This window comes from Acetobacteroides hydrogenigenes (assembly GCF_004340205.1).
In the GTDB taxonomy this organism is placed as follows: Bacteria; Bacteroidota; Bacteroidia; order Bacteroidales; family ZOR0009; genus Acetobacteroides; species Acetobacteroides hydrogenigenes.
The window spans coordinates 367,311-381,509 of sequence record NZ_SLWB01000001.1; the positions used below are offsets into that span (position 1 = coordinate 367,311).

Genomic DNA, 14,199 nt, shown 5'->3' on the forward strand with positions numbered 1-14,199 from the left:
CTCCAAAAAATCTACTAGTAAGAGTTCTTTACAGGAGTAATGGTAAAGGTGAAGTCGTAGTCGGCATAGGGAAGCATGTACTGAGGAAGAGGTCTTGCGCCCCAACTGGTAACACAACCTAAGCCCATTTGCGCTTTGTCGATGTGAAGGTTCACAAAGTTGGAAGGAATCAACTCCAAGGAGTGACGCTGATCCTTACGTATGCCATCGTCTAGCTGTTCGGTGCTAAAGTTAAGCGCAGAGGCTGAAAAAGGCTCAGCGGCTACAAATTGCAAGCCATCGCCGTTGAGGTTACGCTGAATCCACCAGCGGATGTCTGTTTTGTTTCCATTTTCCTGTGGGCGAATGTAAGGGTAGAACTGCTCTGCAACGGTTTGATGGTAGCGCCCTATAAAGGTAGAGGTATTACGATCGGCATAGTTTTCTATTGGACCACGACCGTAGTACTCTATTTGATCCATATTAGCAGGAATCTGCACCTCCATTCCAAAACGGAATATGTAGGGAGCCTTAGAACCTTTGTCGGCAACCATTTTTTGATTAACCTGCACTTCTCCTCGGTTGTTGATGCTGTAGGTAAGGGTAAGGGTAGCGTTTACTTCTTTAATGGTGTAAGTAGCTGTAATTTTTACCAGACCTTCTCCCTCTTCGTGGTTAAGCGACTTAAGCTCATAGGTTGGGTTCTTCCAAACCGCGAATTCTTTCTGAAGACCAGCACCGAAATCATTATCGGTAGGAGCACGCCAGAAACTAGGTTTCAACTCCGCTTCATCGGTAAACATGGGTTGGTTGTTCACCACATACTGGCTCATCCATCCGGTATGCTTGTTGAAATCCATGCTAAAGTTATCACCTTTAATACGGAGATAGTTATAGTCATTGGTAGCAACTTTTGGCGTAACGACAGAACAGTTAATGCAGGTTGAAACGGCTGTAAGCTGAGCGTTTGCTGACTTATACTCCTTTACGACGAGTTGATTTTTTGCAACCAGATGTCCAATTGCCATTAGCGGATTGATCACCTTTTGCTCGAAGTAAACGTTAAGCAGCACCTCCTTGTACCTTTCGAACGATGAAGTATCGTAGGGCAATGTCATCTCCTGGATTTGATGAGGGGCAACATTCAAGTCCTCGATGCTGCTGCGTTGAATGGTGATGCCATCGGCCACCAGCTCCCAAACCATACGATAACTAGATAGGTCGACAAAGAAGTTTTCGTTGTAAACGGATATTCTCCCCTTAGCAAGGTCGATAGGCTTAACCCAAATTGATTGATACTGGTATTTTACTTCATCCATGTGCGGATTAGGACGACGATCTGGGTTGATAAGGCCATTATTAAAGAAGTTGTTGTCCGAGGCATCATAGCGATCCCAGTCGCCACCATAGGTCAGGATTAGCTTACCTTCCTTATTGGGGAAGCGGATCGCCTGGTCGACGAAGTCCCAAATATACCCACCTTGATAGCTGGGATACTTGCGTACTAAATCCCAGTATTCCCTAAATCCACCCTGAGAGTTACCCATGGCATGAGCGTACTCGCACTGAATAAGGGGCCGAGTAGGGTTGCTGTTGAGATACCTTTCACAGGTTTTGTAATCGTCATACATGGGGCAGTAAATATCCGAAGCTCCATCGTTTAGCATTTGTTCGTACTGCACGAAACGGGTTGTATCTGCCTTCTTAATCCACTGATAGCTCTTTAGGAAATTAGGACCAGAGCCAGCTTCGTTACCCAGCGACCATGTTATTATTGAAGCATGGTTGCGGCTGCGCTGTACGTGGCGTTGATTGCGCTCCAAATGGGCCTTTTCGAAAAGAGGATTCTTAGCAAGCGTTTTTTCTCCATACCCCATACCATGCGACTCTACATTTGCTTCAGCAACCATGTAGATGCCGAACTGGTCGCACAGATCATACCATCGGTTGTTGTTGGGATAGTGGCAAGTACGAACAGCGTTGATGTTGTTCTCCTTCATAATGCGGATATCCTGCAGCATGCGCTCCTCCGATACGTAGTAACCTGTTTTGGGATCCATCTCGTGACGATTTGCACCCTTAAATAGAACAGGTTGTCCGTTAACTAGCAGCTGAGCATTTCGGAGTTCAATTTTGCGAAAACCTACCTTTAAAGGAATAACCTCAATAACCTTATCGCCTTGAGCAACTGTTACTATTAGCTGGTATAGGTTTGGTGTTTCCGCGCTCCACTTGGCAACATTAGGAACCTTGATGGTAGAGTTTACTATTTTACCCGTTGATGTAAGTGTGCTTGTTGCCACCGGTTGACCATTTGGGCTCGTAAGCATCACGTTGATCGCGACACCCTTTGATTGTGGGGTCATGTTCATCTTAATGCGCAATTCGCCATTGGTGTAGTTCTTGTCAAGGTCGGCTTCAACGTTGATGTCGTCCACACGTTTAGCCTCGCGGGTGTAGAGGTAGCAGTCGCGGCTTACACCACAGGCACGAAGAAAATCCTGATCTTCGAGGTAAGATCCATCGCACCAACGAAACACCTGAAAAGCTATTAGATTTTTGCCTGGTTTAAGATACTTTGAGATATCGAATTCCGCCTCCAGCTTGCTGTCCTCGCTGTAGCCAACATATTTGCCATTCACCCAAAGGTACATGTTCGACGATACAGCTCCAAAATGGGCAATAACCTGCTTGCTACTCCAGCTAGCAGGTATCTCGATTGTCCTACGGTACGATCCAACGTGATTATTCTCGATGGGGACCTGTGGTGGATTGTTTTTGAACTGGTTGCGCCAAGGGTAACCCACATTTACGTACTGAAGCTTGCCATACCCGTTTAGTTCCCAAATTCCAGGAACAGGCATAGTGCTCCAGGAACGATCGTTGTAGTCCTCGCTAAAGAAATCGGTTGGACGAGCATCGGCATCTTTAACCCAGTAGAAACGCCAGTTACCATTAAGGCTTACGAACCTTTCCGATGACTTCATATCTCCTTGAATCGCCTTCCCCTTTGACTCGTAAGCAAAAAAGTTAGCATGCATTGGGTAGCGGTTAACTTCATTTACATTAGGATTTAGCCATTCTTCTTTTTGTGCAAATGCAGTTGTGCCGTAAAGCAGCAAAACGAGTTGCAAACACGAGCGAAGCATTCTTTTCATTTGTTGTTAATTATTAGGTTATTCCTTGCCCAAATTCAAAAAGGACGACACCCTGTTCTTTTGCAAACTATTGCTTAGACAACCATCTTTTCCTTTACATTAGGCTAAGAAATCTATTCATTACCATTTCTTCTACGAATGCGAAATATAGCAAATGAAAGGCGTAATTGTAAACAAGAATAATGAAGAGGGATACCATATAGCTTATGTCAAAGCATAGAATACCTACTGGTAGGAATGCTTACCTCTTTCATTTTTTTGCATATTTCAGATTTGCTTCGCGAATTTCAACGATTCTGAGTACATTGGACACCATCAATTTTTTTACGATGGATGCAAAATCGGCAAACCTTTTCCAAATACTTTCGGAGGAGCTACGCATGGCTGTTGATGCTCAGTCCATCCGCAAGCATTTTAGCGCAGGCGATGCGCTTTTCCGTGAGGGTAGCTACATTGGATCGGCGGCAATTGTAGCAGAAGGAGTTGTTAAAATATTCAGGGTCGACGAAGATGGCAGTTCACACTTCCTTTACTTCCTCTCTTCGGGCGAACTTTGCGTACTATCCGCACTTTGCTGTATGAGAATGCGAAAAGCAGACATGAGAGCGGTTGCTTATACCGATTGCGAGGTGATGTTTATCCCATCTCCCTATCCTGAAGTGTGGATGCAGGAATATCCAGAATGGAACCGCTATCTACTACAGAGTTTCAACCTCCGAATGTCGGAACTGCTAGACACCTTCGATAGCGTTATATTCCGACATCTCGACGAGAGGCTGCTTTACTATCTGCTCCAGCACTACAACACAGGTGGCGAACGGCTCTACCTCTCTCATCAGCAAATTGCCGATGAGCTGAACTCCTCGAGAGAAGTGATATCTCGCCTACTAAAAAAGTTAGAGGATTCAGGATTTGTGGAGGTAAACCGATCGTTTGTACGTATTCTTCCATCAATTACCAAAAGCATACAAGCAAAGTGACAAAAATCACTGATGGGAAGAATGCGTTAAGGTACCTTTGTCCAAATAGCTTAAAAAGCGCATTTAAATTTGGAGAAAGATGAGCATCTTTAAAAAATACTTTAAGTGGGTTTTAGGAATAGCAGCAGGAGCGTTAGCAGGTCTACTCTACTGGCGATTTATCGGCTGCAATTCAGGATCATGCCCAATTTCATCAAACCCGTACATGTCCATGTTTTGGTTTGGTCTAATCGGCTTTCTCCTAGTTCCGTCGAACAAGAAGGGGGCAAAACGTGTTAACAGGCAAGAATAATTAATACTAGAAAATAGCGACATGAAGAAGATTCTACTGGTGGCCGTTGTCGGCTTGCTGTTTGCCAGCAGCTGCAGCGGCGAAAAGAAGCCAAAAACTAAAAATGCAAACGCTCCTAAAGCAGTGGCTGCAGAAGGAATAAAGCATATCACTAAGGCCGAGTACCTGACGCTGGTGTGGAACTACGAGAAAAACCCCAGCACATTTGTATTCGAGGGTAAACTCCCCGTGATTGTTGACTTTTATGCGACATGGTGCGGCCCCTGCAAACGAGTAGCTCCGATTCTCGAAAAACTGTCTAAAAAATACGCCGGTAAAATCAACATCTACAAGGTCGATGTTGATGCAGAGCGCGATCTTGCAGCATCACATGGAATCCAAAGTATTCCGACCATGTACTTTTACCCTAAAACAGGTCAACCTCAAGTTGTACAGGGGGCACTGGGCGAAGAACAGTTAGAGCAAGCAATTCAGCAGGTGCTCCTATCGAAGTAAGTATAGTGCTAGTTTTTAGATGTAAAAAGGATGGATTCGCTCCATCCTTTTTTAGCTTTTACACTGCCGAGAATCTACCGACATACATGAACCTACCCTAAAAAAGCACTGTTAGTATAGTAGATTCGATGTAAAGTAGCCCCCCTTTCTTCCTTCCAAAACATTTTCTTTTGCCAGTAGGCGTAGCCCCTTACTGCGCTTCGCTATCATAAAAATTCGTCCTTTTCAATTGCTACTCTTCACCGAAAAACAACAGAAACATCTAAAAAGTAGGGTAATGAAAAGAGGATGCAGCACTAAAGCACAGACACAAAAGACGAAATTGTTGAGGTTACTTGAACTTCTTGTCATATACGTTGCCGTTCCATTGCTCTTCTACTTAAAATACATTCCCCTCCATCGACTCTTAACGCTATTTCTCGTATTTGGATACTGCCTAACGGTTCTTCTTATAAACCGAAATTTCAAGTGGAGCAGCTTTAGCCTTGTTGGGTTTAGAGGATGGATATCATTGTTACTTAGGGTATCCATTGCAACACTAATAATACTAGCCCTTACCTATTTTATAATTCCCAACTATCTTTTTGTGCTACCCTACAACAAGCCGATGTACTGGCTTGCCATCTTCTTGCTTTACCCGCTTTGGTCGGTTGTTCCCCAGGAACTCATTTACCGATCATTCTTCTTTAACCGCTACAAGGTGCTTTTCCGCAACGAAAAAGTAATGGCGGTAGCAAGTGCGGCATTTTTTGCCTTTCTGCATATTGTATTCAACAACTGGATTGCAGTTCTATGCTCATTTACCATCGGGTTGCTTTGGAGTTTTGCCTACCTACGACACCGATCGCTTCTTGCAATTTCAGTAGAGCATTCCATCGTTGGCATTATTCTTTTCGTTGTTGGACTTGGTATATTTTTCACCTAGATGAATATTTTTTTACAGCAAGAGGCTACCTTTGAAAAAAATCCATCCATGAGAAAAAGTTACCGCTTAGTTCAGAAAAATTTCAGAGATCTTAAATCGGAGGTTGTTGATATTGCCATTCTACCTTGGGGAGCAACCGAGCCTCACGGATATCACTTACCTTACGGAACCGACTCCTACCAATCGGAAGAGGTAGCGGCATTATCCGCCGAACTTGCAGCAGAAAAGGGTGTAAACCCTCTGGTGCTCCCCGTCCTCCCTTTCGGAGTTCAGAATGAGGGACAACGAGAGCTGACAGGATGCATCAACCTTAGACCAACCACCCTGCTTACCATTTTAGACGACATCGCGGCTTCGCTAATACGACAAGGAATACAAAGACTAATAATACTAAACAGCCATGGTGGAAACGACTTCCGTTTTGCCATCCGCGAACTCCAGCTAAAGCACCCAAATCTACTGATGGTTGCTGTTGACTGGTGGAGACATCCTATAATCCGCACCTTGGTTGATAATCCTGGCGATCATGCAGGCGCACTAGAAACCTGCGTAATGATGCATCTTAAGCCCGAACTGGTAAGCCCAGAAACAGGAACAGGACGCAGCGTAGGCTTTAGCATTAAGGCTCTAAACGAAGGATGGGCATGGACACCCCGCAATTGGGCAGCGGTATCCGAAGATACGGGCATTGGAGACCCTCGCGGAACTACCCCTGAAACCGGGAAGATTGTCGTAGACAGGGTTGTAGCCGAAATTGCTGAATTAATCGTAAAGCTGGTTAAAGAGGAAAATATTTACCAGAAACTATAAGCCTACAAAAATAGCCGCACGTTGTTGCGGCTATTTTTCTTTAATAGGAAAACTCGCTGCCTACCTCAACAAAACACTCAACTATTGCAATTGCAACGAAACCTTTCTCAAGCGGAGAAAATATCTGCCACGACTTCAATGATGTCACTTACTAAAAGAGTTTTCTGCATATTAAATATTTTGGCCATTGCCCTATTTTTCTTCTCTTCAAGCGTATCTTTCCGAATAAACCATTACATTTAACGTTTATTATCAACTAACCTAAGTTAATCGTTATGCTAAAGAGATTACTGGGAATAGTAGCGTTTGTGGGGCTTGCATCGGCTGTAATGGCCATCGATGATGCCCGTCTGCTACGCTATCCCGACATTAATGGAGACAAAATCGTATTCGTTTACGCCGGCGATATCTGGTCGGTAAATGCCAACGGAGGAGACGCCAAGCGCCTTACCTCGCACGATGGGCTTGAACTTTTTCCTAAAATTTCGCCAGATGGAAAATGGATTGCCTTCTCGGCCGAGTACTCCGGCAGCCGGCAGATTTGGGTGATGCCATCAGAAGGTGGTACTGCTCGTCAGCTTACCTACTACAATTCGTATGGTGTTATGCCTCCCCGTGGTGGATACGACAATGTAGTGCTCGATTGGACACCCGACAGCAAGCAGATCATGATTCGGGCTAACCGAACCCCTTTTGGCGAACGTAATGGTAAGTACTTCCTCGTTAGCCTCGATGGTGGCCTCGAGAAACCGCTTCCTATCATCAACGGTGGCTTTGCGGCACTATCGTCCGATGGCCAGCAGGTATGCTTCACCCCGGTAGATCGCGAGTTCCGCACCTGGAAGCGCTATAAGGGAGGACGCGCCACCGAGCTGTGGACCTACAACCTGAAGGATAACACCTCCGAGCAGATCACCCACTTTGTTGGCACCGACCAGTGGCCAACCTGGTTTGGCGACAACATCTACTACGCCTCCGATCGCGATCTTAAGCTCAACATCTACCGCTACAACACCAAGACCAAGCAAAACGATCAGTTTACCTTCCACAAGGAGTTCGACGTGATGTGGCCATCGGGGCGTAACGGCCAGATCGCCTACGAAAACGGTGGATATCTTTATAAGTTGAATACAGCTACCGGCAAAAGCGAAAAGGTTACGGTGAACATCAACTTCGACAACACCAACCTGCTACCCTACTACAAAAATGTAAAAGAAGATATTCACAGCTACACCGTATCGCCAACAGGCAAACGGGCGCTCTTTGATGCTCGCGGCGATATCTTCTCGGTTCCTGCTGAGAATGGGGTGATCGAGAACCTTACCCAAACCCCCGATGCCCGCGAGATTTACCCAACATGGTCGCCCAACGGCAAGTACATTGCCTACCACTCCGATGCAACCGGAGAGTACGAGGTTTACCTGCTCGAAAACAAGAAGGGCGCAACACCTCGCCAGATAACATCGGGCTCTAAGGCTTGGAAGTACGGCGCCGAGTGGTCGCCCAATAGCCGATACCTGGTGTACAGCGACCGCACGCTGAACCTTTTGCTCATCGACACTCAAACAGGAAAGCAGTCGGTAATCGACCACGCCGAAACCGATGAGATTACCACTTACGCTTTTTCGCCCGACTCGCAGTGGATAACCTATACCAAGGAAGGCGGGAACGGGCAACCAACCGTTTGGGTATACAACGTAGCTAACGCCAAGGCCACCCAGCTGCTTAGCGCAACCTTTAGCAACGTGCAGCCCGTATTTAGCCGCTGCGGTAAGTTCATCTTCTTCGTATCGAACCGCGACTTTAACCTTGCCTTCTCGAGCTTCGAGTTCAACTACCTTTACAACAATGCTTCAAAAATCTATGCCGTTGCCCTCAGGAACGATGGATCGAAGCTGGTTAACGTCAAGAACGACGTAGAGGCAGTAGCCGAGGACAAGAAGGCCGAAGAGCCCAAGAAGGCTGGCAAGGCTAAGACCGATGCTCCAAAAAAGGAGGATGGCGTATCGGTATCCATCGACTTTGACGGCATTGACAACCGCGTGATGGCCTTGCCTATGGATGCCGCCGATTACAACATCGTCGGAAGCGTTGATGGTGGGCTTCTATACACCGCAAAGAATAAGCTGATGCGCTACAGCATAGCCGACGAAAAGTCCGAAGAGATCATGGATGGAGCCGGATCGGCTATCTCAACTGCCGATGGTAAAATGTTCCTATACCGCTCTAAGGGCGACTTTGGCATTGCGAAGGTTACCCCTGGTCAAAAGGCTGGTGCCGGAAAGCTCAACCTCGAGAAGCTGGAGCTAAAGATTTTCCCTCGTCAGGAGTGGAATCAGATATACACCGATGCTTGGCGCATCTTCCGCGACTACTTCTACGTATCGAACCTACATGGGGTAGACTGGAATGCCGTTAAGGAGAGATATGGAGCGCTGGTTCCATACGCGCCTAGCCGTTTCGACCTCGACTACATCTTAAACGAGGTGGTATCGGAAGCTAACGCCGGGCATGCCTACGTGGATTGGGGCGATATCAAGCGCGTAAAGCGGGTTGAAACTGGCCTACTTGGTGCGCAGCTGGTTGCCGATGACGCTACCGGACGCTACAAGATCGCTAAGATCTACCAGGGCGAGAACTGGAACCCCGAACGCCGCTCGCCGCTTACCGAGCAGGGCGTAGACGTTAAGGAGGACGACTACCTCATCAGCATCAACGGAAAGGATATTACCACCAAGGTTAACCCATACGAATACCTGGAGAATCTTGCCAACGTTAATGTCGAAATCGCCGTTAGCGCTACCGGAAACCTCTCGGGCGTGCGCACCTCAACCATAAAGCCTATCGAAAGCGAGCTCGAGCTGATGCACCTCGACTGGGTAAACCAGCGCAGGGCAATGGTGGATAAGCTTTCGGGGGGTCGCATTGGCTATATCTACCTGCCCAATACCGCCATCGAGGGTAACCGCGAGCTGCACCGCGGCATGTACGCCTACAACGATAAGGAGGCGCTTGTTATCGACGACCGCTACAACGGCGGTGGGTTTATTCCCGACCGTATGATCGAGATGATCGGACGTCGTAACCTGGTGTACTGGTACCGCAACGGCCTAAAGCCAATGAAAACACCCGGGGTTGCGCACAATGGGCCTAAGGTAATGCTCATCAACGGCTACTCATCGTCGGGTGGCGATGCGCTACCTTACTTCTTCCGCAAGACGGGCCAGGGTAAGCTTATCGGAACCCGCACATGGGGCGGTTTGGTAGGCATCAGCGGTAACGCTAGGCTGCTTGATGGTGGCTCGCTCTCCGTTCCTCGCTTCGGCATCTACGACGAAAATGGTCAGTGGATTGTTGAAGGCGAAGGCGTATCGCCCGACATCGAGGTGGTTGATCGTCCCGAAAAGCTGGCCAAGGGCGAAGACCCTTGCATCGAACGTGCCGTAGAGGAGCTGCTAAAGGAGCTTAGCGCTAATCCGGTAAAGAAGGTAACGCCTCCTGCCGCTCCCGATAGAAGCAAGTGGATTGAAAAGGAGATCAAGTAGGAAATTTCTTTCTGAGAATATAGGCCTGACAGGTTTTCGAAACCGGTCAGGCCTTTTCGTTTGAATTAATCGTAAAGCGGGTAATGTCGGAGAGCATCTACCCAAAGCTGTAGGACCTGCAACCACTGGCCTTTTAGTGCGGCTAGAGGCTGTGCTAAAACTAAGTTAGGAGCCCGCCCGCTACTTATGTTTGATTCATTTGCAAAATGCACAGAGCCTCGTACGTTTATTGTATGGTAAACGGGGAGAAGCCCGATAAATGTGCTTTTATTGTAATTACCACTTAACAAACATTTACACTAAATTCATATTTAATTTATTCAACTCTTTAAAATATTGCTGATTTAACCAAATATGTTTATCTCCAACTGCTGTAAACCGAAATTTTGCTCGTGTTAATGCAACATTCAACAGATTTGGCTTACTTGAAGCCCAACGTGCGGCTCCTTTGGTATTTCCATCAAGTCCTAAGCACATAATTACACCATCCGCTTGTTTACCTTGAAATGTATGAACGGTACCAACGTGTGATTTTAGCCAAACTCCCATTTCTTTCATTAAACCGTTATCTATATCAGGAATATATTTCTTTATTGTATTGAGAAGCGGATAAAATAAGAATTTACTCATCTTATAACTTATCTCGCTAAACGGAGTAATAACAAAAACATCAGGAAATCCTTTACAAACATTAATCTCATCAATCAGCATTTTTTTTATAATCTCAGCTTGTTCCTTGACAAAATGCCGACCTTCGACTATACCCTCGCAATGAATAAACGAATTTTCAAGTTTTACATTAATTACATTAGGCTTAAATGTTGCAGAATACATTGTATTACCATAGGCAATAGAATTTGCAATATCGAACATGGGACTTAAACACCTCCTATGAACCCTTAAAGGCATTCCAACCCAAATATTATCAGAATTTGAACTTAGATAAGTACCCCATGGATTAACTCTATCCGCCATTGTTTGAACGGACAACTCTGAATTTACATTGGTACTATCTAACTCAAAGTAGCTACTTATATTATTTATCAAACTTTTTGGGATAGTAACGACGGGTTCTATTTGGAAAGGATCTCCTACAATGACCACACGTTTTGATCGCCATATTGCTCCGATAGCTGCTTGTGGTACTGCTTGTCCTGCTTCATCAATAAATAGCCAAGGTAAATCTTCCTTTCCCAAATCTCTAAACATTCTTTGCACCGAAGCGAATGTAGATGACACAACTGGGATTACTAAGAAAAATGTATCCCACATAGCCTTGACAACATTCTGAGAAAGATTTATTTCCCCTTTTAAATATTCAAAGAAGGCTGCTAATGTTGTAAATATTCTATTCGATTCAGAGTTTGCATGTAAAATAAACTGCTCATTCAAATTCAGAGAAAGTATAAATAACTCTGACTGTAATTCCTTTAGCTTACTTGAATACCAAGGACACGCCTGTTGTGATTCTTTGGACTCTATGTTATCCCAAAAGTTATCATCAGCATAATTTTGACCCAATTCTTCTCTCGCTTTACTTGTTAACTCTTTTAGAGAGTTGAATCTTGGAATAATCAAGGCGAGTTCTGAAAGAACAGCCTGATGCTGCAATTTTACTTCGCCTAATAGCGCCTCTTTTTTCTGCAATTCAGCCAAAGCACGCTTACATTCTTCGGTAACGGTGGTGTATTGTTTGAAAGCGACTTGAAGAGATTGTTTGTACTCGTTTCGTAATGTTCGATTAAACCAATAGACAAAGAAGTTCGGTCTGTTCTGTTGAATAATTGAAAGTTCGCTCAAAGCATCTCTTTTTCGCTCATCAAACGTCGAAACAATCTCTTTTTGCTTTTCAGCCTTATGCCGAATATCTACCAATTCACGCTCCTTTTCAGCAAGCCTACCTTCCAATTCATCTTTAGCAATGGATACACGAACAAACTCGCGGTACTCGCATCTGTAAGTTTCAAGTTTTTGCTTTTCACAAGTAACCTCTTCTAGCTTTTGATTAAATTCCTTGACAACCCTATCCCAACTTAAACCATCAATTCCCTTACTTGCCTTTAATGTCTCTTGCAAATCAATGGTATCTTTATTGAACCACAATTTGGAGACTAATTCAGTTCTATTTAGCTTATTTCCCAACACAGCAGAAATCAAGCCCCAATTCTCATTACTAATACATCTTTCGGCCACTTTTCGGAAGTAGGCAACTTGCTGAGAATATGGCGCAACTTCTCCTTTGAGTGGTAACTCCTTTGAGATATTTTCAACAGCACCATTGTTTGAGGACGTTACTACGATTCCCGCATCAATGATAGTTTCGTCGGGAATGTATACCCATGCAGTAAAACTATCACTGACCTTCACTTGACGAAGTTTCTTAAACGCATCCACTGGGTTTTCATATTTCGAAAGCGCTTTTGCTCTTTTTACAATTATTGGTGCAATAAGATCCCTTAACAGGGTTGTTTTCCCGGTTCCAGGAGGACCGTTTACAGAAAAAAGTCCCGTTTGATTAGGATTGGCAAGATTATTAAAGATACTGTTGACTGCAAATTGCTGCATTAAACTGAGAGTATACTTTGAAGGCCAACATCCATCGGGGATATTTAATGGTGAAAGAGATTTCTTTACTTCACTTACGTCCTTAATAACATCGTGCCTTCCCCCCTTTTTATTTAAACTGCCATTCAAGTAGTCTGTAAAGGCTTTTGGTAGAATACCATTATCTATGTTTGAAATGACGTTCTCAAGATCTTCAGTATAAAAGCTGTTAAGAATCTCCGCATTTGAATTTTCCTTTGCTGAAATGTATACCTCTTCGCACTTGAAAAATATCTTTTTATCGGGCTTAATGGACCATCCACATAGAGATTCAATCCGATTTTCTATTTCTTTGAGTGTGCCATATTGTATTGGCTGCAGTTCGTTTAATAGTTCTCCCTCTTCATTAATATTAACAGTATTAAAGACATACTCAAACTCAGCAAAAAGTATCTCTTTTATACGCTCAAATGGATTTGACCAACTATTTGAATCTATATTTCCTTTCTCTAACTGGGATAAAGCCCAAGGTAATGTTGAAATGCCTAGAGAATCATTTTTATAAAATCCGTTGCTATCAAGTTTTAGTGCTGCAAAACAAATCCTACTATTCTTTTCATTTTCGTCCCTATCCTTATCGTCAAAAAAATCCTTCACAAAATCAGTAACATGAAAAGAGTCAAAAACGCCTAGATATATTGTATATTCAATTGTTTTCTGCTTATCCTTAGCACTAATTGGCGTAGTCCATGGTACTTTAGCATTGAGTTCTCCACTCTCTTTAGGCAAAGAAGCAGGAATGAAATATTCCAGTTTGTGCCAACACGACAATATCTTTTTGTATTCTTTCATTACTAGATTTTATTTAAATCTGATTTTACCCAACATAATTCTCTGCTTGCCAATTTTTAAACACAAGTTCTAGGCTAATCGAAACCTGCAACTTCAACTTTACTAATAAGCAGTCTACAAACCGCAATCAAAAGTAGCAAAAAACAAAGCGCAGCCAAGGTTGGCTGCGCTTATGTATGGTTCTTTTGCTTTTGTATTTATCGCCGGTCGAAAACCGCTACTTAAGAAGTCTATCGAAGCCGTTGCACCCCTGTAAGTGGTTCGCCGAAGTCTGGCGGAGCAATTACACCCCTGTAAGTGGTTCGCCGAAGTTCGGTGGAGCAATTACACCCCTGTAAGTGGTTCGCCGAAGTTCGGTGGAGCAATTACACCCCTGTAAGCGGTTCGCCGAAGTCTGGTGAAGCAATTACACCCCTGTAAGCGGTTCGCCGGAGTTCGGCGGAGCAATTACACCCCTGTAAGTGGTTCGCCGGAGTCTGGTGGAGCAATTACACCCCTGTAAGCGGTTCGCCGGAGTCTGGTGGAGCAATTACACCCCTGTAACAACCATACATTTATTTTTTTTCAAAAAAAGATGCATATCATTTGGATTACTTTAATGTTATTTTCATTATTTTAG

8 protein-coding genes are annotated in these 14,199 nt (G+C 44.5%); 6 read left to right on the forward strand and 2 right to left on the reverse strand.

All coding sequences use genetic code 11. The features are described 5' to 3' along the window. Nucleotides 1–14: 14 nt before the first annotated feature. Nucleotides 15–3,137 carry a glycoside hydrolase family 2 TIM barrel-domain containing protein gene (locus tag CLV25_RS01340; RefSeq protein ID WP_131837837.1) on the reverse strand — a complete coding sequence of 1,041 codons (3,123 nt, stop codon included), beginning with the start codon at nt 3,135–3,137 and terminating at the stop codon, nt 15–17. Nucleotides 3,138–3,466: 329 nt separating this feature from the next. Here CLV25_RS01340 and CLV25_RS01345 point away from each other — a divergent pair, with 329 nt between their 5' ends. From CLV25_RS01345 to CLV25_RS01370, 6 genes are all read left to right on the forward strand, one after another. Then, nucleotides 3,467–4,117, forward strand: coding sequence for a Crp/Fnr family transcriptional regulator (locus tag CLV25_RS01345; RefSeq protein WP_165876954.1), 651 nt, complete (start codon nt 3,467–3,469; stop codon nt 4,115–4,117). A gap of 79 nt (nt 4,118–4,196) precedes the next feature. Further along, the gene (locus tag CLV25_RS01350) at nt 4,197–4,409 is read left to right on the forward strand and encodes a hypothetical protein (protein WP_131837839.1); all 213 of its coding nucleotides are present in this window, start codon (nt 4,197–4,199) and stop codon (nt 4,407–4,409) included. Nucleotides 4,410–4,430: 21 nt separating this feature from the next. Beyond that, nucleotides 4,431–4,904, forward strand: a complete 474-nt coding sequence (gene trxA, locus CLV25_RS01355) for a thioredoxin (protein ID WP_131837840.1) — start codon at nt 4,431–4,433, stop codon at nt 4,902–4,904. A gap of 277 nt (nt 4,905–5,181) precedes the next feature. Next, nucleotides 5,182–5,829 carry a CPBP family glutamic-type intramembrane protease gene (locus CLV25_RS01360; protein ID WP_131837841.1) on the forward strand — a complete coding sequence of 216 codons (648 nt, stop codon included), beginning with the start codon at nt 5,182–5,184 and terminating at the stop codon, nt 5,827–5,829. Between the two features lie 48 nt (nt 5,830–5,877). Next, the gene (locus CLV25_RS01365) at nt 5,878–6,639 is read left to right on the forward strand and encodes a creatininase family protein (RefSeq protein ID WP_165876955.1); all 762 of its coding nucleotides are present in this window, start codon (nt 5,878–5,880) and stop codon (nt 6,637–6,639) included. 275 nt (nt 6,640–6,914) lie between these two features. Further along, nucleotides 6,915–10,184 carry a S41 family peptidase gene (locus CLV25_RS01370; RefSeq protein ID WP_131837843.1) on the forward strand — a complete coding sequence of 1,090 codons (3,270 nt, stop codon included), beginning with the start codon at nt 6,915–6,917 and terminating at the stop codon, nt 10,182–10,184. Nucleotides 10,185–10,478: 294 nt separating this feature from the next. Here the strand turns inward: CLV25_RS01370 and CLV25_RS01375 are convergent, their stop codons facing one another. Continuing rightward, a complete protein-coding gene (locus CLV25_RS01375; RefSeq protein ID WP_131837844.1) occupies nt 10,479–13,580 on the reverse strand; it encodes an AAA domain-containing protein in 3,102 nt (1,033 codons plus the stop codon). Between the last annotated feature and the right edge of the window lie 619 nt (nt 13,581–14,199).

Coding starts and splice junctions, on each gene's coding strand:
- CLV25_RS01340 (WP_131837837.1), bottom strand. CDS start 3,137: ATGAAAAGAATGCTTCGCTCGTGTTTGCAACTCGTTTTGCTGCTTTAC.
- CLV25_RS01345 (WP_165876954.1), top strand. CDS start 3,467: ATGGATGCAAAATCGGCAAACCTTTTCCAAATACTTTCGGAGGAGCTA.
- CLV25_RS01350 (WP_131837839.1), top strand. CDS start 4,197: ATGAGCATCTTTAAAAAATACTTTAAGTGGGTTTTAGGAATAGCAGCA.
- trxA (WP_131837840.1), top strand. CDS start 4,431: ATGAAGAAGATTCTACTGGTGGCCGTTGTCGGCTTGCTGTTTGCCAGC.
- CLV25_RS01360 (WP_131837841.1), top strand. CDS start 5,182: ATGAAAAGAGGATGCAGCACTAAAGCACAGACACAAAAGACGAAATTG.
- CLV25_RS01365 (WP_165876955.1), top strand. CDS start 5,878: ATGAGAAAAAGTTACCGCTTAGTTCAGAAAAATTTCAGAGATCTTAAA.
- CLV25_RS01370 (WP_131837843.1), top strand. CDS start 6,915: ATGCTAAAGAGATTACTGGGAATAGTAGCGTTTGTGGGGCTTGCATCG.
- CLV25_RS01375 (WP_131837844.1), bottom strand. CDS start 13,580: ATGAAAGAATACAAAAAGATATTGTCGTGTTGGCACAAACTGGAATAT.